Annotated in this window: 25 protein-coding genes and 1 tRNA gene; 4 read left to right on the forward strand and 22 right to left on the reverse strand. The window is 65.1% G+C overall.

Going from position 1 to position 24,677, the window contains the following annotated elements:
* The 16 genes from ACSBQT_RS14505 to smc all read right to left on the reverse strand — a co-directional run bounded on the left by ACSBQT_RS14505 (window position 1) and on the right by smc (window position 16,616).
* A complete protein-coding gene (locus ACSBQT_RS14505; RefSeq protein ID WP_410711216.1) occupies window positions 1-1,647 on the reverse strand; it encodes a YifB family Mg chelatase-like AAA ATPase in 1,647 nt (548 codons plus the stop codon).
* A complete protein-coding gene (locus ACSBQT_RS14510; protein ID WP_410711215.1) occupies window positions 1,644-2,063 on the reverse strand; it encodes a YraN family protein in 420 nt (139 codons plus the stop codon). The genes ACSBQT_RS14505 and ACSBQT_RS14510 overlap by 4 nt, the downstream gene beginning before the upstream one ends.
* 169 nt (window positions 2,064-2,232) lie before the next feature.
* Entirely contained in the window at window positions 2,233-2,550 is a 318-nt protein-coding gene (locus tag ACSBQT_RS14515) for a DUF2469 domain-containing protein (protein ID WP_025777313.1), read from the reverse strand.
* Window positions 2,547-3,359, reverse strand: coding sequence for a ribonuclease HII (locus tag ACSBQT_RS14520; RefSeq protein ID WP_410711214.1), 813 nt, complete (start codon window positions 3,357-3,359; stop codon window positions 2,547-2,549). Before ACSBQT_RS14520 ends, ACSBQT_RS14515 begins: the two co-directional genes overlap by 4 nt.
* Window positions 3,359-4,066 (reverse strand): signal peptidase I, encoded by a 708-nt coding sequence (gene lepB, locus ACSBQT_RS14525; protein WP_410711213.1) that lies wholly within the window; start codon window positions 4,064-4,066, stop codon window positions 3,359-3,361. The genes ACSBQT_RS14520 and lepB (ACSBQT_RS14525) overlap by 1 nt, the downstream gene beginning before the upstream one ends.
* Before the next feature lie 105 nt (window positions 4,067-4,171).
* Window positions 4,172-4,795, reverse strand: a complete 624-nt coding sequence (lepB, locus tag ACSBQT_RS14530; protein WP_410711212.1) for a signal peptidase I — start codon at window positions 4,793-4,795, stop codon at window positions 4,172-4,174.
* Window positions 4,796-4,826: 31 nt separating this feature from the next.
* A complete protein-coding gene (rplS, locus tag ACSBQT_RS14535; RefSeq protein WP_025777317.1) occupies window positions 4,827-5,168 on the reverse strand; it encodes a 50S ribosomal protein L19 in 342 nt (113 codons plus the stop codon).
* A gap of 173 nt (window positions 5,169-5,341) precedes the next feature.
* A complete protein-coding gene (gene trmD / locus ACSBQT_RS14540; protein WP_410711352.1) occupies window positions 5,342-6,160 on the reverse strand; it encodes a tRNA (guanosine(37)-N1)-methyltransferase TrmD in 819 nt (272 codons plus the stop codon).
* Between the two features lie 101 nt (window positions 6,161-6,261).
* Window positions 6,262-6,762, reverse strand: a complete 501-nt coding sequence (gene rimM, locus ACSBQT_RS14545; protein ID WP_181272020.1) for a ribosome maturation factor RimM — start codon at window positions 6,760-6,762, stop codon at window positions 6,262-6,264.
* 180 nt (window positions 6,763-6,942) lie between these two features.
* Window positions 6,943-7,173, reverse strand: a complete 231-nt coding sequence (locus ACSBQT_RS14550; RefSeq protein ID WP_039210974.1) for an RNA-binding protein — start codon at window positions 7,171-7,173, stop codon at window positions 6,943-6,945.
* A gap of 1 nt (window position 7,174) precedes the next feature.
* Window positions 7,175-7,618, reverse strand: a complete 444-nt coding sequence (gene rpsP / locus ACSBQT_RS14555) for a 30S ribosomal protein S16 (protein ID WP_410711211.1) — start codon at window positions 7,616-7,618, stop codon at window positions 7,175-7,177.
* A 157-nt stretch (window positions 7,619-7,775) separates the two neighbouring features.
* Entirely contained in the window at window positions 7,776-9,386 is a 1,611-nt protein-coding gene (gene ffh, locus ACSBQT_RS14560) for a signal recognition particle protein (protein ID WP_410711210.1), read from the reverse strand.
* Between the two features lie 308 nt (window positions 9,387-9,694).
* Window positions 9,695-10,915 (reverse strand): ammonium transporter, encoded by a 1,221-nt coding sequence (locus ACSBQT_RS14565; protein WP_025777323.1) that lies wholly within the window; start codon window positions 10,913-10,915, stop codon window positions 9,695-9,697.
* Between the two features lie 209 nt (window positions 10,916-11,124).
* Window positions 11,125-12,267, reverse strand: coding sequence for a signal recognition particle-docking protein FtsY (gene ftsY / locus ACSBQT_RS14570; RefSeq protein ID WP_101544616.1), 1,143 nt, complete (start codon window positions 12,265-12,267; stop codon window positions 11,125-11,127).
* Window positions 12,268-12,427: 160 nt separating this feature from the next.
* Complete coding sequence (locus ACSBQT_RS14575) at window positions 12,428-12,829, reverse strand: hypothetical protein (RefSeq protein ID WP_039210980.1); 402 nt, start codon at window positions 12,827-12,829, stop codon at window positions 12,428-12,430.
* Window positions 12,830-13,067: 238 nt separating this feature from the next.
* Window positions 13,068-16,616, reverse strand: coding sequence for a chromosome segregation protein SMC (gene smc, locus ACSBQT_RS14580; protein ID WP_410711209.1), 3,549 nt, complete (start codon window positions 16,614-16,616; stop codon window positions 13,068-13,070).
* 87 nt (window positions 16,617-16,703) lie between these two features.
* Between smc and ACSBQT_RS14585 the strand changes: the two genes are divergently transcribed.
* The 4 genes from ACSBQT_RS14585 to ACSBQT_RS14600 all read left to right on the forward strand — a co-directional run bounded on the left by ACSBQT_RS14585 (window position 16,704) and on the right by ACSBQT_RS14600 (window position 20,223).
* Window positions 16,704-16,776: transfer RNA gene (locus tag ACSBQT_RS14585), tRNA-Asn, on the forward strand.
* A gap of 139 nt (window positions 16,777-16,915) precedes the next feature.
* Window positions 16,916-18,727 (forward strand): BCCT family transporter, encoded by a 1,812-nt coding sequence (locus ACSBQT_RS14590; RefSeq protein WP_410711208.1) that lies wholly within the window; start codon window positions 16,916-16,918, stop codon window positions 18,725-18,727.
* 89 nt (window positions 18,728-18,816) lie between these two features.
* The gene (locus ACSBQT_RS14595) at window positions 18,817-19,296 is read left to right on the forward strand and encodes a DUF3784 domain-containing protein (protein WP_435001944.1); all 480 of its coding nucleotides are present in this window, start codon (window positions 18,817-18,819) and stop codon (window positions 19,294-19,296) included.
* A 66-nt stretch (window positions 19,297-19,362) separates the two neighbouring features.
* Complete coding sequence (locus ACSBQT_RS14600) at window positions 19,363-20,223, forward strand: CorA family divalent cation transporter (protein ID WP_410711206.1); 861 nt, start codon at window positions 19,363-19,365, stop codon at window positions 20,221-20,223.
* A gap of 21 nt (window positions 20,224-20,244) precedes the next feature.
* Here ACSBQT_RS14600 and ACSBQT_RS14605 read toward each other — a convergent pair whose 3' ends face one another.
* The 6 genes from ACSBQT_RS14605 to ACSBQT_RS14630 form a co-directional block, all read right to left on the reverse strand.
* Window positions 20,245-20,640, reverse strand: coding sequence for a DoxX family protein (locus ACSBQT_RS14605; RefSeq protein ID WP_410711205.1), 396 nt, complete (start codon window positions 20,638-20,640; stop codon window positions 20,245-20,247).
* 308 nt (window positions 20,641-20,948) lie between these two features.
* On the reverse strand, window positions 20,949-21,872 hold the full coding sequence (mutM, locus tag ACSBQT_RS14610; protein ID WP_435001945.1) for a bifunctional DNA-formamidopyrimidine glycosylase/DNA-(apurinic or apyrimidinic site) lyase: 924 nt from the start codon (window positions 21,870-21,872) through the stop codon (window positions 20,949-20,951).
* A 61-nt stretch (window positions 21,873-21,933) separates the two neighbouring features.
* On the reverse strand, window positions 21,934-22,638 hold the full coding sequence (gene rnc, locus ACSBQT_RS14615) for a ribonuclease III (RefSeq protein ID WP_025777329.1): 705 nt from the start codon (window positions 22,636-22,638) through the stop codon (window positions 21,934-21,936).
* 4 nt (window positions 22,639-22,642) lie between these two features.
* Window positions 22,643-22,846, reverse strand: a complete 204-nt coding sequence (gene rpmF / locus ACSBQT_RS14620; RefSeq protein ID WP_025777330.1) for a 50S ribosomal protein L32 — start codon at window positions 22,844-22,846, stop codon at window positions 22,643-22,645.
* A gap of 2 nt (window positions 22,847-22,848) precedes the next feature.
* Window positions 22,849-23,412, reverse strand: a complete 564-nt coding sequence (locus ACSBQT_RS14625; protein WP_435001946.1) for a YceD family protein — start codon at window positions 23,410-23,412, stop codon at window positions 22,849-22,851.
* Window positions 23,413-23,486: 74 nt separating this feature from the next.
* Complete coding sequence (locus ACSBQT_RS14630; protein ID WP_435001947.1) at window positions 23,487-24,677, reverse strand: MFS transporter; 1,191 nt, start codon at window positions 24,675-24,677, stop codon at window positions 23,487-23,489.

The raw sequence follows: 24,677 nt of genomic DNA on the forward strand, positions 1-24,677 counted from the left end.
TCAGGACTCCTGTGTCCGCAAGGCGAGCGCCATTCTCATCGTGTCGGGGTCGGGACCCTGCTTTCCCGCCAGGTCGGCCAGAGTGGATGCGACCCGCAGCACCCTGTCATAGCCGCGCATGGTGATCCGACCCGTATCGAGTGCCCGGTCCAGGTCCGTCAGGTCAGTCGGTGTGAGTGCGAAGTGTTCGCGCAGCCAGGTTCCGGGCGCTTCGGCGTTGAGCCTCCAGTCGCAGCCGGCGAAGCGTTGCGACTGTCGCTTCCGCGCGTCGAGCACGCGGGCGGCCACCGTGGTGCTGGTCTCCTGGTCCCCGCCGAGCCGGATGTCGGCGGGAGAGACGGGGAAGAGCTCGAGTTGCAGGTCGACGCGGTCGAGCAGCGGTCCGGAGAGCCGATTGCGATAGCGGCGTTTGTCCAAAGGGGTGCACCGACAGTCCCCGCCGGCGCCGGCCATCCCGACTCCGCAGGGGCAGGGGTTTGCGGCCATGATGAGCTGGAAGGATGCCGGAAGCACCATCGATCCCCAGGCACGGTGGATGTGGACGCGACGGGATTCCATCGGCTGTCGCAGGGCTTCGAGCACATCGCGTGAGAATTCGGGTGCCTCATCCATGAACAGCACCCCGCGGTGGGCGCGGCTGAGGACTCCGACCGTTCCGGGGCGGCGTCCGCCGATGAGCGCCGAGGCGGTGCTGCGGTGGTGGGGTGCCTCGAACGGCGGGCGGTGATCGAGTCCGTCGCTGCCGTCGAGTTCTCCGCGCAGGGAACGGACGGTGGCGACTTCGACGGCTTCGCCGTCGTTGAGCGGCGGCAGGATTCCGGGCAGGCATTGGGCCAGCAGGGTCTTACCCGCTCCGGGTGTGCCGCGCATGAGCAGGTTGTGGCCACCTGCCGCGGCAACCTCGAGACCGAATCGCCCTTCGGCCTGTCCTTGGACCTCGGAGAGGTCATGGAGTTCCGGGCTCACGGGGACGGGCCGATCCATCTCGAGGACCGCCGGCAGTGCGGGGACGGCCATCGATCCACCATAGGCATTGACGACCTCGGCCAGCGAGGCGACCGGAAGGACTCTTGCCCGTCCGATCAGCCTCGCTTCGTCGGCATTGCCGATGGGGACGACGAAGCGGTCGAACCCAGCTTGCAGCGCGGTGTGCAGGGACGGGAGCACCCCGGTGACGGGACGGATTCTGCCGTCGAGCCCGATCTCACCACAGTGGATGACGCTGCCGGTGTCGTCGTTGGTGATCAACGAGAGTGCTCTGAGCACGGCGACGGCGATGCCGAGGTCGAATCCGGTGCCGATCTTCGGCACCGTTCCCGGGGTGAGGTTGATGGTCAGGTGTTCGGTGGCGACGGGTTTGCCGAGGTAGGCCAGGGCCGCACGGAGGCGTTTGCGTGATTCGCTCACCGAGGCATCCGGCAGTCCGACGATGTCGATTCCCGGCAGACCGGCGCTGACGCTGGCTTCGATCGACACGATCTTCCCGGTCAGCCCCCACAGGGCCACGGCAGAGGCCCTACCGATGATGTGCGCCGAGGATGTCGGTTCGACTTCGTCGGCCCCGGCTGACTCGACCAGCTCCGGCGGCTCGACCGGCTCTGGTGATTCGACCGGCGGTTCCTCCCGTCCCAGGGTCTCCTCGCTCACGAGTCGACCTGGATGTTCGGGCAGTGGAAGTACTGCACGCGCGGTTCCATGATGATCCCGAGCGCGTCGATGCGTGTGGCCGGAAAGTATGCGTCTTGCCCGCTCAGCCAGATCCCTGCCAATGTGCGGATGCGGGCGAGCTTGGTTCGGGTCACTGCCTCCAGCGGTGATCCGAGCATCGCGGTGCGGCGCGTCTTGACCTCGACGAAGACCGCGGTGTCACCGTCGCGGGCGATGATGTCGAGCTCTCCTCGTGCGCACCGGAAGTTGCGTTCGAGAATGACGAGTCCAGCGTCTTCGAGAAACGCAGCGGCAAGGTCCTCTCCCCTGCTGCCGAGCGCCTGCTTGCGCAGGCCCTTCACGGTCCGTGTGGTCTTCGACGTTCGTGTCCGACCGGGTGTTCGTATCCGTCCCATGCTGGTCAGATGACCATGCTGGCCTTGCCTCGGGGAAGAGCAGAAAAGGGTCCTGTGGAAGAGGCCGACTCATCCACAGGAGTTCTACGTTCGAGTCAGTGCCGCGTCCACAGCGATCGGTGCAGGAGTGCGTGAGCCCGGGATTCGTCTGCGAGTTGAAAAAACGGCCTCAGCCGCGGATCGCCGTCGGCGGTTCGAGATCGGACTTCGCGATCTCTTCGATGTTGACGTCCTTGAACGTCAGCACGTGCACGGTCTTGATGAACCGTGCCGACCGGTAGCTGTCCCACACCCACGCGTCGCGCAGGGTGAGTTCGAAGTACACGTCGCCGGCGTCGTTGTGAGCCTTGAGGTCGACGTGGTTGGCGAGGTAGAACCGGCGCTCGGTCTCGACGACATAGGCGAAGAGACCGACGACGTCCCGGTATTCCTTGTACAGCGCAAGCTCGAGTTGTGCTTCGTAGTCGTCAAGATCATCGGCGCTCATGACAGGCCCTCCTTCGCTCCTGAGTCCGCGGTCAGGCGGAAGCTTCTCCGGTGGTGGATGCTGGGTCCGAGTTCGGTGATGCCCTGTCGGTGCTTCACCGTCCCGTATCCCACGTTCGATTCCCAACCATAGTGCGGATGGGCCTCGGCGAGTGCGATCATCGTCTCGTCGCGTGCCACTTTCGCCACGATGCTCGCCGCCGCGATAGCCGGAACGGAGCCGTCCCCCTTGATCACGGTGCGCACAGGCGGCAGTTCGAGGTCGGCACAGTCACCGAATGTCCCCAGGCAGTCGAGGGTGAGTGGGGCCGAGAGCCAATCGTGTCGACCGTCGAGGAGCACCATCGTCCGGTCCGGGAATTCCCTCGCCGGGGCGGCCGTTCCGTTGACATCGGCACCTCCCGAACCGTTCCTTTCGGAACCGCCCGAACCGTGCCCGTCGGAACGTGCGCCCGCCCATTCGCGCAGCATCGAGATTATGGCGCGACGTCCGGCGAGGTTGAGCGCCATCGTCATCCCCACCTCGTCGAGTTCGGCCGGCGTCGTCGACCCCACTGCCGCGGCAGTCGCCCACAATCGCACACGTTCGGTGGCCTCCTGCCTCGACTGCGCGCTCAGCTGCTTCGAATCATGGATGCCGACGGGCACTTCGGCGGCGGTGAGGGTGCGCAGATCGAACAGGGCGACACCGACGCTGACGGGCCCGGCCAGGGCGCCACGGCCCACCTCGTCGACGCCGATGACGTAGTCGAATCCCTCGCTCAGCAGTTCCCGTTCGACGCTGAGGTCGGTCAGTCCACGTGCGGCCATCAGTTCCCGCTGAGTCCCTCGGCGGTGTCCGGTACGTCCGCGAAGACCTTGTCGGGTGTGGAGACCCAGCTGAAGTGCTTGAACGGCCAGTTGATGAGGAACACGGTGCCGACGACGTCGTCTTCGTCCACGAAGGGGTCGGTGTCTGTGTGGTACCGGGAGTCGGCGGAGTTGCTGCGGTTGTCGCCCATCACCCAGTAATGGCCTTCGGGCACTGTGACTTCGAATTCGACCTCCGAGGGGGCGGTGCCCTCATCGAGATAGGTTTCGTCGATCGGTTCGCCGTTGACCAGCAGGCGTCCTTCGGCATCGCAGCATTTGATCGTGTCGCCGCCGACGCCGATGACGCGTTTGATCAGCTGGTTTCCCGAGTCCGCGGGGGCCAGGCCGATGAATTCGAGGACCGGGTTGGGCGTGTATTCGGCGGTCTCAGCGGCCGAGAGCCAATGGTCCGGGTCATCGAAGACGATGATGTCGCCACGGTCTGCGGGTCCGAAGCGGTGAGCCAGCTGGTTGACGAGCACCCGGTCATCGACCTGCAAGGTCGTCATCATGGATTCGGACGGGATGTAGAAAGAACGGACGACCCACGTCTTCAGTGCCGTCGAGATGAGCAGGGCGACGACGATGATCGCCAGGGTCTCCAGCAGACCGCGCGCGAACCGTTTCGAGGCGGGCGGCGGGGAAGCTTCGGATTCGCTTGTCATTCGTTCGCTTTCACATCGGACCAGGAGTGCGGCTGTGGACTGAACCGAGCGTATCAGCACGACTCTCGCCCCACACTCAGCCGCAGCGCAGTTCCGTGCGAACACTCAGTCGATCGAGGACCCGTGCCCGATCACAGGGCCGATGATCCGATCGGTGGGGATGAATCCCCCACCGGGCCGACCCAGCAGCGACCGGGAGTCGGCGGAGTCGTTGCGGTTGTCGCCCATCACCCACATGGTGCCCTCGGGGACTTCGATGGAGAATTCCACCGCCGAGGCGGGGGTCGGCGCATAGTCTTCGCTCAGAGGCTTGCCGTTGAGCAGCAGACGGCCCTTCGCGTCGCAGCATTCGAGGCTGTCACCGCCGACGGCGATGACGCGTTTGACGTAGTAGACGTCCCGAGGGCCGAGTCCGACCCAGGAACCGATCTTCTGCAGAGGAGTGGGCAGCGCATCGTCGACGAACGATCCGCGGCCGTCGAAGACGACGATGTCTCCGCGTTGGAGATCTCCGCTCAGGGCGTCCGGGCGCCACACCGTGATCGAATCATCGACCTTGAGCGTAGGCTCCATCGAGGCACTCGGAATGGTGAAGCGCTGGATGACGAATCCGCGGACCGATCCGCCGAGCACGATGATGACGACGACGATCGCCACGATCGCCTTCCAGAACCGTGCCGAAGACAGAAGACGCGACCCGAAGGTCGCGTCTTCATGTCTGTTCGGCACCGTGTGATCACCGCCCACAGTGCCGGGCAAATCAGGCCTTTTCGCGGATGCGAGCAGCCTTGCCGCGCAGTTCGCGCAGGTAGTACAGCTTCGCACGGCGCACGGCGCCGCGGGTGAGGACCTCGATCTTGTCGACGTTGGGCGAGTGCACCGGGAAGGTACGCTCCACACCGACGCCGAAGCTGATCTTACGGACGGTGAAGGTCTCGCGAACGCCGTCGCCCTGGCGACGGATGACGATTCCCTTGAAGACCTGGATACGCGAGCGGGAACCTTCGATCACCTTGACGTGAACGTTGAGGGTGTCGCCCGGACGGAATTCGGGAACGTCAGACTTCAGCGAGGCTGCATCTACAACATCGAGCTTCTGCATTGTGGTATCTCCTGTGGCCTCTGCTTCAGGTCGAGGACACGCATATCGGACCGGTGTTCCGGTAACTGGATCGTCTGTCGGGATCTCTCCCCGTCGACCCGCCGATTCGATGCGACGGGCCACCGTGGGCACTCATCCCCCTGAAGCAGGTGAGTGCCAACAAACGCGACGCTCTATTCTGTCACGGTTGAGCGCTCAGACTCAAACCGCTCGAGCGCCGCCAGGTCGTCTTTGCTCAGGTCATCGAGCTTCTCGAGCAGATCCGGTCTGACATCCGCGGTGCGTTCGAGACGTCGGTCACGTCGCCACCTGGCGATCGCGGCGTGGTTGCCGCTGAGCAGGATCTCGGGCACTTCGCGTCCGCGCCAGGACGCCGGCTTCGTATAGATCGGGTATTCGAGCAGTCCGTCTTCGTGGCTCTCCTCGGTCAGCGATGCGGGGTTTCCGATGACGCCGGGGATGAGGCGGCTGACCGCTTCGATCATCACCATCGAGGCGACTTCACCGCCGTTGAGGACATAGTCGCCGATGCTCATGGGCAGCAGGTCGAAGTGCTCCCCGGCCCAATCGATGACGCGCTGGTCGATTCCTTCGTAGCGTCCGCAGGCGAAGACGAGGTGGTCGCGGGCGGCGAGATCCTCGGCGATGCGCTGGTCGAACACCTGCCCGGCGGGGCTCGGCACGATGAGCGTCGGCTTGCCTCCGGCTGCCGGACCGGCGGTCCGAGCCCCGTCCGCACCTTCTCCCACCGCAGCGCTGCCGCGTTCCGCGAGGATGTGCTCGAGAGCCAGCGCCCAGGGTTCGGCCTTCATGACCATTCCCGCTCCCCCGCCATAGGGCGAGTCATCGACGGTGTTGTGCCGGTCGAAGGTGAAGTCCCGCAGGTCGTGGACGCCGAGGCTCAGCTGACCACGATCGACGGCCTTGCCGATGAGCGAGAGCTGCAGTCCGGCGAGATATTCGGGGAAGATCGACACGATATCGATCGACATCTGCGGTCCGCCCGCCGCGGCGGGGGTCGCACCCTGGGTCACCAAGTCCGTTGCGATAGCCTCGGTGGGAGTGGCGCTGCCATTCATCGGAAACGGTCCGCTCATTCGGCGTCGAAGAGGCCGGCGGGCGGGGTGACGGTGACGCGTCCCGATTCGATGTCGACGTCGGGCACGATCTCGGTGACGAAGGGGATGAGCACAACGTGTCCGGCGGTGTGCTTCATGTGGAGCAGATCCTGGGCGGTGCCGTTCGTGACGTCGACGATCTCGCCGACGAGGGCGTCGTTCTCGTAGACCTTGAGGCCGATGAGGTCGTCGAGGTACCAGGCGTCGGTTTCGTCTTCGTCCTCATCCGCTTCGGCGAGGATGAGGGTGTTGCGGATCTCCTCGGCGCGGTTGCGGTCGGGGACCTCGTCGAAGGCCAGGAGCAGGCGGTTGCGATGCCACCTCGCCGACTTCAGCGTCAGCTCTCCGATATCGGGATCGGTGGCGAAGGTCGCCCCTGGATTGAGCCGGTCCTCGGGTCGGTCGGTGCGCACCTCGACGGTGAACTCGCCCTTGATTCCGTGCGGCTTGCCCAGCCGGGCGATCACCGTGTCCATACTGCTCCTCGAAGTCTGCTGTCGCTGTCTGTCCGGCCGGCCCTGCGCCCGGGTGACTGCGTTTCTGCGATCTGACGGCGGGCCGCCGTGTTCTGGCACCAGTGTAGTCGGCGACGGTTAGGTGAATGCATGAGAGGGGATGCAGCGCATGTGCACTGCATCCCCTCTCGGATGTTGGATTTACGCCTCGATGAGGTCCACTCGCACCGACTCACGGCCGGCCAGCGAGTTCATCACGGTGCGCAGGGCCTTGGCGGTCCTGCCTGCACGGCCGATGACCCGGCCGAGGTCTTCGGGGTGAACCCGGACCTCGAGGGTGGTGCCGCGCTGCGAAGAACGCGAACGAACGGAGACGTCGTCGGGATGATCGACGATTCCGCGGACCAGATGTTCGAGCGAATCAGGCAACATCTCAGGCTTCAGCGCTTTCTTCAGCGGCCTCAGGTGCGGCTTCGGCTGCTTCCTCGCCCGGAGCCTCGGCAGTTTCAGCGGACTTGCCGCCCTTCTGCGTGATGGCTTCCTTGATCACCGATTCGGCGTTGGGGGCCACGTAGGCTTCCTTCTCCGGCTGCGGCTTCACGGTGTTGACCGCTTCGCCTTCGCCGGTGAACTTCTGCCAGTCACCGGTGAGCTTGAGCAGAGCCTTGACCTGGTCGCTCGGCTGTGCGCCGACGCCGAGCCAGTACTGTGCGCGCTCGGAGTCGATCTCGATGACCGAAGGCTCACGGGTCGGGTGGTAGATGCCGATCTGTTCGATGGCCTTACCGTCACGACGGGTCTTCGAGTCAGCGACGACGACGCGGTAGAAGGGTGCACGGATCTTGCCCATGCGGGTCAGACGAATTTTGACTGCCACTTTAGTGGTGTCTCCTTTTGTGTTCTGTGTGCACAGCTGTACCAGAAGAATCGTGGGGTTGATCTGCTGGAAGCCGCGGCTCGGACTATCACTTCGGCGCGGATGAGAGGGCCCGGACCGAGAGCAAAAGTACAAGAGTCAATTGTGCCAGAAGGCTCTACTTCTTGCCACCTGGGAAGATTCCGCCGAAGCCCTTGGGCAGGTTCGCCGGATCGAATTCCTCGTCCTTGCCCAGATCGACTCCGCCGAAGGCCGAGCCGACCGGGTCCTGGGTCTTGCCCGCCTTCTTGTCAGCCAGCGCCTGCGCCTCCTGCGCACGCTTGGCCGGGTTGCCCGACTGACCGCCCTTGCGGCCCTTCTTCTTCCCTGCGGGTTTCTTCTTCTTGCCACCCGCGGCACCAGGCATTCCGCCCATTCCGGGCATCTGCGGCATACCTCCGCCGCCGGGCATTCCGGGCATTCCGCCGCCGCGGGTCATCGACCGCATCATCTTCTGCGCTTGGGTGAAGCGCTCCATGAGCTGGTTGACCGCGGTGACCGTGGTGCCGGCGCCCTTGGCGATGCGGGCACGGCGGGAGCCGTTGAGGATCTTCGGGTTGGAGCGCTCCTGGGGTGTCATCGATCTCACAATCGCTTCGACCCGGTCGACCTCGCGCTCGTCGAAGTTCGCCAGCTGCTCCTTGTACTGGCCCATACCGGGCATCATGCCCAGCATCTTCTTCATCGAGCCCATCTTCTTCAGGCCCGCCATCTGCGTGAGGAAGTCGTTGAGGTCGAAGTCCTCGCCGGATTCGACCTTCTTCTTGAGCTTCTCGGTCTCTTTTTCGTCGAAGTTCTTCTCGGCCTGCTCGATGAGCGTCATGATGTCGCCCATGTCGAGGATCCGGTCGGCCATCCGGTCCGGATGGAACTGCTCGAAGTCCTTCATCGATTCGCCCGTGGAGGCGAACATGATCGGCTTTCCGGTCACCTCGGCGACGGACAGCGCGGCACCACCACGGGAGTCACCGTCGAGCTTCGAGAGCACGACACCGGTGAAGTCGACGCCGTCGAGGAACGCCTCGGCGGTCTTCACCGCGTCCTGACCGATCATCGCGTCGATGACGAAGAGGACTTCGTCGGGGTTGACCGCGCTGCGGATGTCCGCGGCCTGCTGCATGAGCTCCTCGTCGATGCCGAGGCGACCGGCCGTATCGACGATGACGACGTCGTGGAGCTTGGACTTCGCGACCTCGATCGAGTCGGTGGCGACCTGGATCGGATCGCCGACGCCGTTGCCCGGTTCCGGGGCGAAGACCACGGCACCGGCACGTTCGCCGACGATCTGGAGCTGGTTGACGGCATTGGGACGCTGCAGGTCGGCCGCGACGAGCATCGGCCGGTGTCCCTCGGACTTCAGCCAGTGTGCGAGCTTTCCTGCCAGGGTGGTCTTACCGGCACCCTGGAGACCGGCGAGCATGATGACCGTCGGCGGCCGCTTGGCGAAGTTGAGTCGACGGGTCTGCCCGCCGAGGATGCCGACGAGTTCGTCGTTGACGATCTTGACGACCTGCTGGCCGGGGTTGAGTGCGCCCGAGACCTCCTCGGACAGGGCGCGTTCCCGGATTCGGCCGGTGAAGGCACGCACGACAGGCAGGGCGACGTCGGCGTCGAGCAGGGCACGTCTGATCTCACGGATGGTGGCATCGACGTCGGCTTCGGACAGCCGGCCTTTCCCGCGCAGATTCTTGAAAGTCGCGGTGAGCCTGTCGGACAGAGAGTTAAACACGTACAAGCCTTCTTCACGATGGTGTGGTCGACTCTCTAGACTAGCAACTCCCCCGTGCCGGGCTGAAACCAAGAGTGCTGACACTGCCCCGTGACCCCTCGCCGAGGTGGCGCTGGCCTTCCCGTATTCGTCAATTGCCGAACGCCGAGGCGGCACAAATGCTTCACCTGCGCGTGGAACGGCCGATCGCCTCGGCGGGGTGGTCTGCTTCCACCCTGCCGAGGCGATCAATGAGCACGACGTCGCACTCTCCCCCGTTCACGCGGCCGGCGAGACCCACCGGCCGCCTGGACGGGCGTCTGTTGGGGTCACCGGAACGAGTAGGCCTGCTCGGCGTGTTCGAAGGTGTCGATTCCCTCGAGTTCCTCCCGCGGGTCGATCCGCAGCCCCATCGTCGAGCGCAGGACCAGGGAGATCGCGAGCGTGACGAGACCGGCGAAGACGATGGCCACGAGACAGGCGAGCACCTGTGCAACGAGGAGTTCGAGTCCGCCTCCGTAGAAGAGACCGGCCGGTCCGTCTTCGTTGGGGAAGGCGAAGAACCCGATCATCACGGTGCCAATGATTCCGGCGACGAGGTGGACGGCCACGACATCGAGCGCATCGTCATAGCGCAGACGGTTCTTCGCTTCGACGGCGAAGATCGCACCGGCGCCTGCCGCGATTCCGATGAGGATGGCCGCATAGGGATCGACGTTCGCACACGCCGGGGTGATCGCGACGAGGCCGGCGATCGCTCCCGAGACGCTGCCGATGCTGCTCGGTCGCGAGGCCCGCAGTCGTTCGATCATGATCCAGGTGATCATGCCGGCGGCAGGTGCTGCCAGCGTGTTGATCCAGATGAGTCCGCCCTGTTCGATGGTGGTGGCGGCACCGCCGTTGAAGCCGAACCAGCCGAACCACAGCAGGGCCGCACCAAGCACGGTGATCGGGATGTTGTGCGGCTTGTGCGGGGTCGAGAAGCGGGCACGACGACCCATGACGACGACGAGCACGAGGGCGGAGATGCCGGCATTGATGTGGACGACCGTGCCTCCGGCGAAGTCGATGGCCGGCCCGAACAGACTGCCGATCGCACCGGATTCGCTGAGCAGTCCGTCTCCCCAGACCATGAACGCCAGGGGGCAGTACACGAGGGTCACCCACGCGGCGGAGAAGACCAGCCAGGTGGAGAACTTCGCCCGGTCGGCGACCGCGCCGGCGATGAGGGCGATCGCGATCATCGCGAACGTCGAACCGTAGCCGATGGAGATCAGCGAGGCCGGGTCGTTCGCGACCGAGCCGGTGAGTCCGAGTTCGGACAGCGGATTGCCGACGATTCCGGCGATCGAGTCACCGGAGCTCAGTCCGTAGCCGAAGAGGACCCAGACGAGTCCACCGACGGCCATCGCGGAGAAGACCATCATCATCATATTGATCGCCGAGGTGATCCGCGTCATTCCTCCGTAGAAGAACGCCACCCCGGGGGTCATGAGCAGCACCAACCCCGCGGCGACCATCATCCATACATTCACTGCATCGAGTTCCATGTCGTCTCTTTCGTGTCTCGGCCGGTTCCGAATCGAACCGGGCAGACACAGTCTGCATGACACATGTCACAGTGGTGAGTCGTCAATGTTTCCGGAATGTGACGAGCCTGGTCTCACCCTGCGAATATGCGGGTGAGACCAGGCTCGAAGAATGCGCGGGATCAGTTGCGCGACAATGCAGTCGGGACTGCTGAGCGTTCAATCAGCCCTCAGTCGAGCAGGGCGTCGACGAACCCTTCGGCGGTGAATGGCGCCAGGTCGTCCGCGCCTTCGCCGAGGCCGATGAGTTTGACCGGCACCCCGAGTTCACGCTGGACGGCAACGACGATTCCGCCCTTCGCTGTGCCGTCGAGCTTGGTGAGCACGATCCCGGTGATGTCGACCGCCTCGGCGAAGACCTTCGCCTGCTGCATGCCGTTCTGACCGGTGGTCGCATCGAGGACGAGGAGCACCTCGTCGATCTCGTGGCCCTCCCCCAGCGGTCGGGTGGCCACTCGTTTGACCTTGCCGAGTTCGTCCATGAGTCCGCGTTTGTTCTGCAGACGTCCGGCGGTGTCGATGAGGACGACGTCGGAACCGTCGGCCTGTCCCTTCTCGACGGCTGAGTAGGCCACCGAGGCGGGATCGGCGCCTTCTTCCTTGCGCACGGTTTCGACGCCGACACGTTCACCCCATGTGGACAGCTGTTCGGCCGCGGCGGCGCGGAAGGTGTCCGCGGCGCCGAGCAGCACGGACTTGTCCTCAGCGACGAGCACGCGGGCGATTTTGCCCACCGTCGTCGTCTTCCCGGCACCGTTGACCCCGACGACGAGGATGACCGAGGGGTCGCCGTCCTTGCCGGTATCGGCGAGCGAGCGGTCCATCGTCGGATCGACGAGTTTGATGAGCTCTTCGCGCAGCAGCCCGCGGACCTCTTCGGGATCCCGGGTGCCGAGCACCTTGACGCGTTCGCGCAGGCGGTCGACGAGCTCGGTCGTCGGTTCGACGCCGACGTCGGCGAGGATGAGCGTATCCTCGATCTCCTCCCAGGCGGACTCGTCGAGATTGTCACGGGAGAGGAGGTTGAGCAGTCCGCGCCCGAGCCCGCTGTTCGACTTCGCCAGGCGCTCACGCAGGCGGACGAGGCGGCTGGCCGGTTCGGTGGGGACCTCGGAACCGCGCGCTTCGGCTTTGTCCTTCTCGACCGCCTCGGCGACGTCATCGATGCTCAGCTCACCGGTGACCTCCGCATCGATGCCGCGTCTGTCATCGAGGCCCTTCTTGCGCGCGTTGACGCGCAGCGAGATGCCCACGCCGACGACGAGAGCGAACACGATCGCCGCGACGATGAGCAAGATGATCGGCTGATCCATGGTTCTTCCGTCCTCCTTTGAGTGCCGCCGTTCGGGCCGCCCGCACTCGAGTTCCCGGACTCTTCCGGTGGTGTCAGTGTGTCGGTGAGCGCGCCGGAATCAGTCGGCGCGGTCTCCATTGTCGCGGGCCTCGACCACTCGAGGCCGCATGGGTCTCAGGTCAGGATCCGCGGCTGCCGAAGAGCAGCCCGGCGGTGGTCTTCCACCCTGTTCCCGACTCGGGGATCTTCCAGTGGCGGGTGCGCGGGCGGACCGTGATGAGCGAGGGCGCGGCATGGCGTCGGGGCTGCGGCCGGAGCACATAGGAGTGATCGCGGATCGCGGTCACCGCCGCCTGTTCCCTGGTCGCCAGGTGCGAGGTGCCGTCATCATGGCCGAAGAATTCGTGGACTTCGTCGTCGTAGCCGGTCCACTCGGGCGGCAGACGGAATCGCTGCACGTCGGAGGAGTATCGCAGGCGTCCTTCGGCGCGCAGGCCGGGCAGAGCCACGAGAAGGACGACGACGAGTGCCAGGGCGAAGGAGATCGCGAGTCCGACGATGATGACAAGTACCGAATTCATGCCCTCGAGCCACCTCGCAGTACAGCAGCCTCGGCCATGGACGTCCCGCTCCTCACGTTCTTCGAATACCTGTGTCTCGGCCCAAGTCTATAGTCCCCGGACACGACTATTGTGCTCGCCCGCCGTGCGGCAGTTGCAAAATTCCCTGGGACTGTCCTGGGCATCACCGTCAAACGGCCTTGTGCCCCAGCGGCGGGCCTGCCACCTCGGGCGCGCCGGCCGAAGAGCGGACTGCCGATCACGGGATCCGCTGCGATATGACTTTCGACACCCCATCGCCGTGCATCGTCACTCCGTAGAGGGCATCGGCGATCTCCATCGTCCGCTTCTGGTGGGTGATGACGATGAGCTGCGAGGAATCCTGCAGCTCCTTGAACACCGTGAGCAGGCGCGAGAGGTTGAGATCGTCGAGGGCCGCCTCAACCTCGTCCATGACGTAGAACGGGCTCGGCCGAGCTTTGAAGATCGCGACCAGCATGGCCACAGCCACCAGCGACCGCTCCCCTCCGGAGAGCAGAGACAGACGCTTGACCTTCTTGCCGGCCGGGCGAGCGTGCACGTCGACGCCGGTGGTGAGCATATCGTTCGGATCGGTCAGGCTCAGTGCGCCTTCACCGCCGGGGAACAGACGCGAGAAGATGTCCTCGAACTCCCGCGCCGTATCGGCATAGGCTTCCGCGAAGACGCGTTCGACGTGCCGATCGACCTCCTCGACGAGCTGCATGAGGTCCTTGCGGGAGGATTCGATGTCCGCGATCTGCTTCTCGAGGAACTGATGCCGTTCCTTCAGCGCCTCGTACTCCTCGAGCGCGAGCGGATTGACCGTGCCGATGCGCTTGAGCTGCGACGCCGCCTGCTTCTGCCGCTTCTCCACCTCGGCGCGCACATACGGCCGGTCCTCGACGTCCTCTTCGAACGACGGAACGGGCAGATGCGGCCCGAATTCGTCGATGAGGCGGTCGATTCCCAACCCCGTCTCCTCCTCCGATCGGTGCGCGATCTCCTCCAGCTTCAGCCGGAAACGCTCCTTCGCGAGTTCGGCTTCGGCGGCGGCGTCTTTGAGCTTCTGCAGCTGGGTTCGGGTCGACCCCAATTCCTCGCCGAGGCGGCCCTTCTCTTCGCGCAGACCGCCGCGTTCGTCGACGAGGACCTGGATCGCCTCACCGAGCTCGGCCACCGTGGAGGTGGCCAGCTCCGCGGCTTCGGCCGCGGTTTCGGCGATGAGCTGCACCGAGGCGGCCGCGCGCTTCTTCTTCGCGATCGTGCGCTGCGTCTGCTCCCGCGCCACTTCTTCGGCCTTCGCAGCCCGCAGGAGGGATTCCACTCGGTCGCCTAAGAACCGGGCCCGGTCGGCAGCCGACCGGTGACTGATACGGGCTTCGACGAGGTCTTCCGAAGCTTGGGCGACCTGTGCGCTGAGTTCATCCCGAGCGGCGGTATCGACGACTTCGTCGACCTCGGCGGCACCGGCCAGTGCCGCCGCAGCCGACTGAGAGTCGCGTTCGGCGACGGCGAGGCGGGATTCGAGTTCGGTCGCGTTCTCCTGCGCGCGCTGCAGGCGAGTGCGAGCCACACCGATCTCACCGGTGATGCGCGAGACCTCCTCGGCCGCGGCCATGATCTTCGCATCCGAGGAGTGGAGAGCATCGAGGGCTGCGGCCGATTCCTCACGTGCCGCGGTCAGGCGCGGTTCGAGTTCCCTCACGGAGGCGTCGAGCTTCCCCTCCCGGTCTTCGAGATCGGCGATGAGGGAATGAGTGTCCTCGATAGCGGTCTGCGAGGCCAGGCGTGTGCCCGAGGCGGTCCGGGCCCGGCTGATGCGGGTCGCGGTAAGCACTTCACCGTGGACGGTGACAGCGGTGAGTTCGGGCCGGGCCTCGGTCAGCTCGATTCCGGTGCGCGCATCGGGGACGCAGACGACACCGTGCAGAGCCCGGGCCAGCAGAGCACGCAGTTCGGGGACGTCGCTGTCGACGACATCGGAGAGCCATCGCAGGCCTTCCAGCGCAGGCAGCTCCGGCAGTTCCGGCAGGGCCTCAGGGGCACTCCTGCCGCCCTTCCCTTCCGCAGGTTCGGCACCGGCTGGGATCGTCAGGGACACGTTCGTGTCCTCGCCGAGGTGGTCGAGCACTGCCAGCGCCACTTCGCTGTCGTCGACAATGACGCCGGAGACCGTCGTCGACAGAGCCGCGGCCGCGGCCATCTCGAACCCGTGGTCGACGCTCAGCCGTTCGGTCACGGCTGTGCGCACTCCCGGCAGATCCGCATTGACGATGTCCTCGAGATCGGCTTCCAGGGCGGTGCCCAAGGCCAGGGCTTCCGCGCGGGCCTTCGCCGAGGACAGTTCGGACGCGACCTGTGCCCGCTGCTCCTGCAGGCCAGTGCGTTCGGCCTCCAATTTCTCGAGGCGCTCCTGTGCCGCCTCATACGCGGAGTCGAGCTCGGTCTCACCGGCTTCGACGTCCTCGACCCCGGTCTCGGCCGATTCGAGTTCCCTGCTGCGCTCGGCGATGCGGGCGGTGACGGTTTCGATCTCTGCGCGGTTGGCTTCGATCCGGGACTTGAGGTCGGTGATCCGCTCAGCCGCCTGCGTCTGCTTCGACTGCAGCGCCGAGCGGTTCTTCACCGCCTCGGTGATGGCGATCTGTGCGGCCTTGACCTCGTCTTCGGCGGTGCGCAGGGCTCGGGTGAGCTCTTCCTTCCGCTGTTGGCTGGCCTCGAGTGCGGTCGTCTTCTCGGTCACGACCGCCTCGGCGTCGGTGAGTTCGGAGCGGTTGCGTTCGGCCTGAGCGCGCAGCTCTTCGGGTGACTTCGATTCCCTCTGCCCCAGGCTCGTGACCTCCGAGAGCAGGTGGGAGCGCTTGTCCGCGGCGCGTTGGCTCAGCCCCTGTGCACGCACGACTTGTGTCTGAGTCCGCGATTCGGCGGTGCGCTGGACTTCGAGCTCGCTGTCGAGTTCGGACAGCCGCGCTTCGATCTCCGACAGACGCGCCTCGGTGCGGGTGCGGCGATGGTCGAGTTCGGCGATGCGGTCGCTGTGGTCTTCGCCCTCGCTCGTCGAGGCCAGGGAGGACTGCATCCGCACGGCATCGTCGGCGAGCAGTCTGGCGGTGGCGTCGCGCAGAGTCGCCTGGACGGTCGCTGCCTTCGCAGCGGCCTCGGCCTGCCGCCCCAAGGGCCCCAGCTGCCGGTTGAGTTCGGTGCGCAGATCGGTGAGCCGGTCGAGGTTCGTCTGCAGTCCGGTGAGTTTGCGGACCGCTTTGTCCTTGCGGCGTCGGTGCTTGAGCACCCCGGCGGCCTCTTCGATGAAGCTGCGCCTCTCCAGCGGATCGGCATGGAGGATCGCGTCGAGGCGGCCTTGTCCGACGATGACGTGCATCTCCTTGCCCAGGCCGGAGTCGTTGAGCAGCTCTTGGATGTCGAGCAGCCTCGCCGGTGCCCCGTTGACGGCGTATTCGGATCCGCCGGTGCGGAACAGGGTCCGCGAGATGGTCACCTCGGTGTAATCGACGGGGATGGCTCCGTCGGTGTTGTCGATGGTCAGGGTCACCTCGGCGCGGCCCAGGGCCTGACGTTTCGAAGTTCCGGCGAAGATGACGTCATCCATCTTTCCGCCGCGCAGATTCTTCGCACCCTGTTCGCCCATCACCCAGGACAGGGCGTCGACGACGTTGGACTTGCCCGAGCCGTTGGGTCCGACGACGCAGGTGATTCCCGGCTCGAATCGGAGGGTCGTCGCCGAGGCGAAGGACTTGAATCCCCGCAGTGTCAGGCTTTTGAGATGCATATTGGGCACCAGCATATCCGCAGGCGGCGGCGAGATCCCGAATCTTTTGGTAGAGTTTCTCCTCGTGCGCAGGCGACTGCGCCGTTTTCCTCCGTAGCTCAGTTGGCAGAGCATTCGACTGTTAATCGAAGGGTCGCTGGTTCGAGCCCAGCCGGGGGAGCTGGGAGGGGCCCTGTCGTGCGCGGCAGGGCCCCTGCTTGTGCCAACCGTCCGATGCAGTCAACAAGGAAGGAACGCCGAGCCGGCAGCCCGTTCTCATTCGCGTCTCCGAGGACCCGCCCCCGATCGGCCCGATCGCTATGAGCAGTGAACATACCAAGACTCAGGAGCTCATCGAGCACCTGAAGCATCCGACGACCGCGCTCCGGCCCTTCAAACGTGAGGGTCTGGACAAGGTGGTCTTCTTCGCGGCCGGCATCCTCGCCGTTGCGTTCGTCGTCTGGGGCTTCGTCTCCCCCGAGACTCTCGGTTCGGTGGCGGGTACGCTGCTGACCGGAGTGATGGACAACTTCGGGTGGCTCTTCGTCATCGCCGCCACGATCTTCACGATCTTCGTCATCGTCGTCGCCGTCAGCAAGTTCGGTCGGATCCCTCTGGGCAAGGACGATGAGAAGCCGGAGTTCAAGACCTCCTCGTGGATCGCGATGATGTTCGCCACGGGCATGGGCATCGGACTCGTGTTCTCCGCGGTCGGCGAGCCTCTCTTCTTCTACATGTCGCCTCCCCCGAACACGGTCGACGGCTCCACGCCCCAGGCGATGGGCACGTCCATGGGAACGACTCTGTTCCATTGGACGCTCTACCCGTGGGCGATGTACGCCATCGTCGGTCTCGGCGTGGCCTACGGTTCGTTCCGTCTGGGACGCTCGCAGCTGTTCTCGTCGATGTTCACCCCGGTGTTCGGCGAACGCGCCGTCAACGGAATCGGCGGCAAGGTCATCAACATCCTTGCGATCCTCGCGACTCTGTTCGGTTCGGCCTGCTCGCTGGGTTTGGGCGCCATCCAGATCGGCGGCGGCATCGAGTCCGCGGGCATCATGTCCGAGGTCACCTCACCGGTGCTCGTCATCATCATCGCGATCCTCACGGCCGCATTCGTCGCCTCCGCGGTCTCGGGTGTGGAGAAGGGCATCCAGTGGCTGTCGAACATCAACATGGTGCTCGCGGTCATCGTCGCCCTCATCGTCTTCATCGGCGGACCGACGCTGTTCATCCTCAACGTCATCCCCTCCTCGGTGGGTACGTTCATCCAGGACCTGCCGCAGCTGGCGTCCCGAACGGCTGCCGACGGTCAGGGTGTCAATGAGTGGCTGTCGTCGTGGACGGTCTTCTACTGGGCATGGTGGGTGTCATGGTCGCCCTTCGTCGGACTGTTCATCGCGCGCATCTCGCGCGGTCGCACCGTCCGTCAGTTCGTCACCGGTGTGCTCATCGTCCCCTCCGTCGTCTCGACCATCTGGTTCGCGATCTTCGGCGGCGGTGCCATCGGCATCCAGGAGCGCGCCGAGCGCGGCGAGGGCACGGTCAAGGCGCTGGCGAAGGTCGTCGACGGCGAACCGGACATCAACATGGACACGATCCTGTTCGACCTCCTCGGCGCTCTGCCGCTGCCGAACCTCATTGCGATCATCCTGATGATCGTCACGGTCGTCCTCATCGCGATCTTCTTCGTCACCGGCGCGGATTCCGCGTCGATCGTCATGGGCACCCTGTCGGCCAACGGCATGCAGGAACCTGGCAAGGGCCTCGTGATCTTCTGGGGCACCGCGACCGGTGCCGTGGCTGCGGTGATGCTCTTGGCGGGCGGTTCCGATCCCGCCGAGGCGCTCGACGGGCTGAAGAACATCACGATCGTCTCCGCCCTGCCGTTCGTCATCGTCATGCTGCTGCTGTGCGTGGCGGTGTGGAAGGACCTGTCGAAGGATCCGCTCATCATCCAGGAGCAGCTGGCCGCACACGTGCTCGAGACCTCGGTGGCCACCGCGGTCGACGAGTACGACGGCGAGATCTTCGGCCTCGAGACCTCGGAACTCCAGATCGAGGACGAGCCGGCCGAGTCTTCGGAGGATGCCGCCAAGACCACGGACAAGGACACCTCAACAAAGGACTAACCCCCAATTGCTACCTGACGGCGGCCCAGCTACCTCGCGCGAGGTTGCTGGGCCGCCGTCAGGTGGTTTGAAGGAAAGGAAGTCGATAGATGAACAGAGTCATCAGACGCGAGGGGAACATTTCGAAGTTCATCGGCTGGATGCTCGTCCTCATGGCGATTCTCGCGTTCATCACGGTGATCATCCTGGCGATCTTCGCCGAACCCTTCTTTCTCATCTTCCTCTTCGCACCGGTCATCGCGCTCATCGGCGCGTGGGTGAATTTCCACTTAGGAGCCCGGGCGCGGTTGGAGATCACTCCCGAGGAGTTCATCTGGTGCGGCTTCACCGGCAGACCTCATCGGATCGCCTGGCGGGATCTCGACCGCATCCTCCTACCGGCTCCCGGTTCGCGCTATCGGCTGGCTGCGGCAGCGCGCCTGCGAGACGGTCGGATCGTCGAAATCGACTCACTGTGGTTGTCTCCGACGAACCCCGCGAACCTTCTCTCCCCGCCTGACCACACCGAGGCGCAACGCGCGCTCATCGACGGCCACAAAGCGTATCTTGCGAGGGCATTCCGGCACTGACGTCTTGGTACTGTGTTCGCATGCGGCACCGCTGATGACGAGAGACGGAGGGCGAGACTGATGATCGTGATCGACAGCATCGAGGCGCTGCGTGAGCACACTGCCGGCACTCCTTGCGTTCTCGCCACCCCCGAAGACCGAGAGCTGACGGATGAGGCGGCCAATAGCCTCGACCTGACGGTGCACAGCGCACATCCTCCGCCGAGGCGGCCGATGGCTGCGGTCGTCGACGACCAGATCAGCCTCGTGCTGCAGGTCCTCGACGAGGATCGTGCCCACCACGCGCTGCAGCTCCACGCCCGAGAGCGCGGCCTGCTCGTCATCGGTGAGAAGAAGGCCCTGGACTCCATCGCGGGAAAGCTTCCTGCCGATGCCGGCGATACGTGGACCGTGCTCGTCGAGCTCATTCTCAATGTGGCGCGCCGCTGCGAAGAGGCACTCGACGAGATCGATGATCGGTGCCAGGAGCTCGAAGCACAGTCCGTGGGCTACGCGTCTTCACCGCGGCGGCGGACGATGGGGAGACTGCGAGCCGAGCTCTTCCGGATCGGTGAGACCCAGGCCGCACAGCAGAGGCTGCTGTCGAACGAGGAAGAGCTCGCGCAGAGCCTCGGCGAGGACCATCAGCGGCTGCTCGCCCGTGCTTCAGCGGCGTTCGGGGCGAATCAGTCGATGACCACGCGTCTCTATGCGATGCTCGGCGACATCCTCAACGAACAGGATTCCGTCGTGTCCGAACGGCTGACTCTGGTGGCGACGATCTTTCTGCCGCTGACTCTGGCGACGGGGTTCTTCGGGATGAACTTCCAGTGGATGCTCGATCGTCTGGGCAGCCTGCCGGGGTTCATCATCTTCGGCCTCGTCATTCCCGGCCTGCTCACGGTGGCGACCCTCGTCTTCATCCGCCGGCTGACTCGTTCGTCGTGAGCCGGACGAACCCAGACGCAACTACATCCCGAACAGAGCCGGAATGGCGATCGGGCCGGCACCGAATGCGGTGATGACCGCGGCCAGCACCAGCAGGAGTATGTCGTATTCGGGACCTCCCGCCGAGGCCCAGTACTTCGAGTGCCATTTGAAGACGTGCAGGCTCGTCGTGATGAGCATGAGCACGACGACGCCGAGACCGGCCCATTGCGCGAGGACGCCGGTGGCGAATGAGACTGCGGCGGCAAGCTCGGCGATGGCGACGAACCATGCGGTCGGAACATTGAGCCCATCCGCTTTGGCGAACCGCGGAATGTCCTTGGCCTTGACCATGAACTCGCGGACGAAGGCCACCGTCAGAACTGCCCTGACGAGCAGGAGCACGATCCCTGCAGCGATCGTTGGAACCGTGAACATGAGCATTCCTCTCCGCCTGAGCGCCGAGGTGGCGACCTCTCGCCCGAGTCTACGCTTCACTGCGTTGAGGCCAGAGGTCTCGACAGCCTCTCCTGCCCGGCATCCTTCACCCTGAGTTTCATTTCACCGCGCTGCAGCGGTGCATCATGCCGTTGCCGGTGACCGATGGACCGTTGACTGTAGGACTTGCGGCGAAGGCGAGGGACTGCGAGCAAAGGGGCGGGATGCTCTTGGCCGCTGGGGTGCACCGCGCCTGAGGCTCGGCAACGAAGCCAAACAGCTGCGACGCCACCAGCAGGTTGCTCCGCCTACCTGTACCGCGGGGCCTTCTGACACTCAGGACAGAAGTGAGTGCCCCGCCCGCCGACGGTGATCTTGGCGATCTCGGTCCCGCAGCGCACGCAGTCCTGTCCCCCGCGCCCGTAGACGAGCAGCGCGCGATCGAAGTATCCGGATTCGCCGTTGACATTGACGTAGAGAGCGTCGAAGCTCGTCCCGCCCACGGCCAGGGCATCGCTCATCACTTTCGTCGCGGATTCGAGCACCGCCACGAGGCGGCTCTTGCGTGTCCGTGCCGGCACCGCCAAGGGGTGGACTCCCGCCCGGAACAGTGCCTCGTCGGCATAGATGTTGCCGATTCCGCTGACGAGCGTCTGGTCGAGCAGCGCGGCCTTGATCGCGGTGCGCTTCTTCGCCAGTTCACCGACAACGGCCTCCGGATCGAATGCGGGCTCGAGCGGATCGGCCGCGATGTGCACCGCCGAGGCGGGGACGAGTCGACCGTACCCGTGGACGAGGGGTTGGACGCCGATATGGCCGAAGATCCTTTGGTCGACGAAACGCAGTTCGCGGTCGCCGTCGAGGTGCAGAACCGCACGAGTATGCCGGTGGATCTCCTCGTCGGGCGAGTGGATGCGCAGCTGTCCGCTCATGCCCAGATGCACGAGGATGCCGAGTTCGGGCCTCGGCACAGATGAAGCGACCGAGACCGAGGACGACACAGCCCCCTCCCCCAGGCTCAGCCACATGAACTTCCCACGGCGCTCGGCACGCAGAATCCGCTGCCCGGTCACGGCCGAAACGAACCCGGAGACCGCAGACGGATCGATGCGCCGCTGGGACGTCGTGCCCAGAATTCGGGGGTCGGCCACCTCGGCGCCGGTGATCGTGGTCCCGGCCGTCCATTCGTCGACGCCGCGACGGACGCTTTCGACCTCGGGAAGCTCAGGCATCAGTGACCCTCGATTCGATCAGGCATGCGCCCGTGAGCGCACAAGGAGACCACGGTGAGGCTCAGCGCCGATAGTCCGGGTAGATGGTGCGGATGGCTTTGACGGCCACCTCGGCGGCCGCGGCTTCGGCGGCCTTCTTCGAGGAACCGTCACCGGCGCCCCAGTTGTTCGCCCCAAGCATCGCGGTAGCGGTGAAGACCATCGCATGGTCGGGACCCGCCGAGGTGATCTCGTAGCTCACGGCGCCGAGGTCGAGGTCCGCCGCGGCCTCCTGCAGGGTGGTCTTGAAGTCCATCCCGGCCCCGAGGTTGACCGCGTCGTCGAGCATTCCGTCGATGAGGCGGTGGACGAAGGCGAAGGCCTCTTCGCGTCCGCGGGAGACGAATGTCGCGCCGATGAGGGCCTCGACCGTGTCGGCGAGGATCGAGTCCTTGTTCCGGCCTCCGGTCAGTTCCTCACCCTTGCCCAGTAGGATGTGCTCGCCGATGCCGTGTCGGCGGGCGATCGACGCGAGGGCACGCGTGTTGACGACGGCCGAACGCATCTTGGCCAGCTGGCCTTCGGGCAGATCCGGGTTGTCGTAGAACAGCGATTCGGTGGCGACGAGGCCCAGAACGGAGTCGCCGAGGAACTCGAGGCGCTCGTTGGTGGGGATCCCACCGGCCTCGAAGGCGAAGGAGCGGTGCGTGAGCGCGAGACGAAAAGTCTCGGGATCAATATCGATCCCGAGACTCTTCTTCAGTGCTGCTGTGGTATCAGTGTCCACAGTCTCAGACGTCAGCGACCTTGCGGCCCTTGTACTCGAGGTACAGCGGGGTGCCGGCTGCGTCTTCGACGACCTTGGCCTGGTGGGGGCGCGAGTACACAACGCGACCGTTCTCCACAGTCTTGACCAGGTTCGGAGCCTTGGCCTTCCACTGCGAACGACGGTGGCGGGTGTTGCTGCGCGACAATTTACGCTTCGGAACAGCCACGTCTAGCTCTCTTTCTTCTCTTCCAACAGATTCTTCAATGATGCGAACGGCGATTCGGATTCGTCCTCGTCCACCTCGAGGTCCTCCCCCAGGGTGTAGCTGAACTCCTCGCTCTCATCCCGCGAGGGATTGAACGGCAGAGCCATCAAGACGGCGTCTCTGATCGCGGGCTCGAGGTCGAGCTGATCCCGGTCGATGACGTAGGAGTCCTCATCCCCTTCGGCCTGCTCATAGACGTACATCTCCTGGATGTCCACATCTATAGGCAGCTCGATGGGTTCGAGCGTCCTCGCGTCTTCGCCGCGGGCCGTCGCCGAGACTGTTCCCGACACGTAGATCCCCTCCGACACGCTCTCGAACATCAGCTCGAGCGTCAGTGGTGAACCTTCCGCAACCCCGATCACTTCGATCTTGAGATCCGCTGGAGCCGACAAGGTGGTGTTCACCCGTTCCCACTCACCCGGATGACCGAGCAATCCCATGGATCTGAGATCATAGACGAATTCAGATCTGTTCTTCATGCCCTGTCCTCCTGGTGCGTTTGAGGATGTCGCTCCTGCGTTCACACGCGACTCACCATTCTAATCATTGTCAGCGGCCATTACCAATCGGGTCCGTCCCGCCGCGCAGGTGTTCCTGCTCACCATTTCTCGTGCTGGTTGCGCAAGGTGACGCCGCCGGCCAGAAGGAGCAGTGCGCCGGAGATCGTGAACACTATCCCGGAACCGGCGATGACGGTGAGCGCCGAGGCGGCCGAGGGGATCGCGACCTGGCTGAGTCGGTTGCCCGCCAAGCGGATCGACAGCACCGCGGCCCGGTTCGCCGGATCTGAGAGCGTCGACACCCAGGTCATCGTCAGCGGCTGGGTGAGACCGAAGCAGAAGCCTGCGATCGTGAGCAGGATCGCCAGCGTCCACGGTTGGCTGAGCACGGGGATGAGGACCACGCAGAGCCCAGCGGCCGCCGAGGCGGTCCACAGCAGGGAGAGATTCCGCCACTTCCGTGTGAGGAAGCCGATGAAGAGCCGGGAGATCACCGAGGCGAAGGTCCGTGCCGCAAGCAGCCACGTCACCGTTGTCACCGTCAGTCCGTTCTGCTGACCGATGAGCGGCAGGTAGGCGGTCATCAGATCCACGGCGGCGAGCGTGGCCATGGACGCGAAGATCGCGGGCTTCATCCCCCGCACCGACAGCAGAGCCATCGGGGCGATGGCACCTTCGGCCGCCTCGGCGCGGGAGACGTGAGGGGTCCGACCGCGGAGCATGACGATGACGGCGGCGATGAGGGTGAGCGCCGACAGTGCGGTCATGAACCACAGCGCGTTCGTGATCGCGGTATCACCCGAGGTGGCGTCGGCGACCATGCCGGCCAGGGGCAGGCCGATGGTCTGTCCGATCGAGACCCCGAGGGTGAGGTGGCCGAACTTCGCGGTGAGCTTCGAAGCGGGGAAGCTCTGCGGGATGAGCGCTTGGGAGGCGACCGTGGTGAGCAGCTGCCCGAAGCCCAGGCTCATCGTGGCGACCAGCAGCACGCCGAGGTTGGGGGCGGTGGCCGCGAGCGCGACGGGCAGGATCGACAGAGCGGTGCCGACCCACAGCACCGCTGTGGCGTATCCGCGGTCGACGAGGCGGCCGACGAAGAGCGCGGTGAGCAGCGGGACGAGTGAGTACACCGCGGTCATCAGACCGAGGACGACTCCTGATCCGCCGAGTTCCAGGGTGCGGTAGGAGATGAGGACGCGGACGCCGTTGTACGTCGCGTGCGCGATGACGGTGTGGACGACGAGGCCCGTGAACCAGGCCCTATTGGCAGGATCGGCGGCTGCGCTCAT

This window comes from Brevibacterium sp. H602 (genome assembly GCF_051172395.1).
GTDB lineage: Bacteria > Actinomycetota > Actinomycetes > Actinomycetales > Brevibacteriaceae > Brevibacterium.

Bases quoted from the DNA above. Each gene is read 5' to 3' on its own strand.
- ftsY (WP_101544616.1), bottom strand. From the start codon at position 12,267: ATGGATCAGCCGATCATCTTGCTCATCGTCGCGGCGATCGTGTTCGCT.
- lepB (WP_410711213.1), bottom strand. From the start codon at position 4,066: ATGACAAGCGAATCCGAAGCTTCCCCGCCGCCCGCCTCGAAACGGTTC.
- ACSBQT_RS14575 (WP_039210980.1), bottom strand. From the start codon at position 12,829: ATGAATTCGGTACTTGTCATCATCGTCGGACTCGCGATCTCCTTCGCC.
- ACSBQT_RS14630 (WP_435001947.1), bottom strand. From the start codon at position 24,677: ATGAGCGCAGCCGCCGATCCTGCCAATAGGGCCTGGTTCACGGGCCTC.
- mutM (WP_435001945.1), bottom strand. From the start codon at position 21,872: ATGCCTGAGCTTCCCGAGGTCGAAAGCGTCCGTCGCGGCGTCGACGAA.
- ACSBQT_RS14605 (WP_410711205.1), bottom strand. From the start codon at position 20,640: ATGTTCACGGTTCCAACGATCGCTGCAGGGATCGTGCTCCTGCTCGTC.
- trmD (WP_410711352.1), bottom strand. From the start codon at position 6,160: ATGTCGATCGATATCGTGTCGATCTTCCCCGAATATCTCGCCGGACTG.
- ACSBQT_RS14550 (WP_039210974.1), bottom strand. From the start codon at position 7,173: ATGTTGCCTGATTCGCTCGAACATCTGGTCCGCGGAATCGTCGATCAT.
- rimM (WP_181272020.1), bottom strand. From the start codon at position 6,762: ATGGACACGGTGATCGCCCGGCTGGGCAAGCCGCACGGAATCAAGGGC.
- ACSBQT_RS14590 (WP_410711208.1), top strand. From the start codon at position 16,916: ATGAGCAGTGAACATACCAAGACTCAGGAGCTCATCGAGCACCTGAAG.
- ACSBQT_RS14520 (WP_410711214.1), bottom strand. From the start codon at position 3,359: ATGGCCGCACGTGGACTGACCGACCTCAGCGTCGAACGGGAACTGCTG.
- ACSBQT_RS14510 (WP_410711215.1), bottom strand. From the start codon at position 2,063: ATGGGACGGATACGAACACCCGGTCGGACACGAACGTCGAAGACCACA.
- ACSBQT_RS14565 (WP_025777323.1), bottom strand. From the start codon at position 10,915: ATGGAACTCGATGCAGTGAATGTATGGATGATGGTCGCCGCGGGGTTG.
- ACSBQT_RS14515 (WP_025777313.1), bottom strand. From the start codon at position 2,550: ATGAGCGCCGATGATCTTGACGACTACGAAGCACAACTCGAGCTTGCG.
- rplS (WP_025777317.1), bottom strand. From the start codon at position 5,168: ATGCAGAAGCTCGATGTTGTAGATGCAGCCTCGCTGAAGTCTGACGTT.
- smc (WP_410711209.1), bottom strand. From the start codon at position 16,616: ATGCATCTCAAAAGCCTGACACTGCGGGGATTCAAGTCCTTCGCCTCG.
- ACSBQT_RS14595 (WP_435001944.1), top strand. From the start codon at position 18,817: ATGAACAGAGTCATCAGACGCGAGGGGAACATTTCGAAGTTCATCGGC.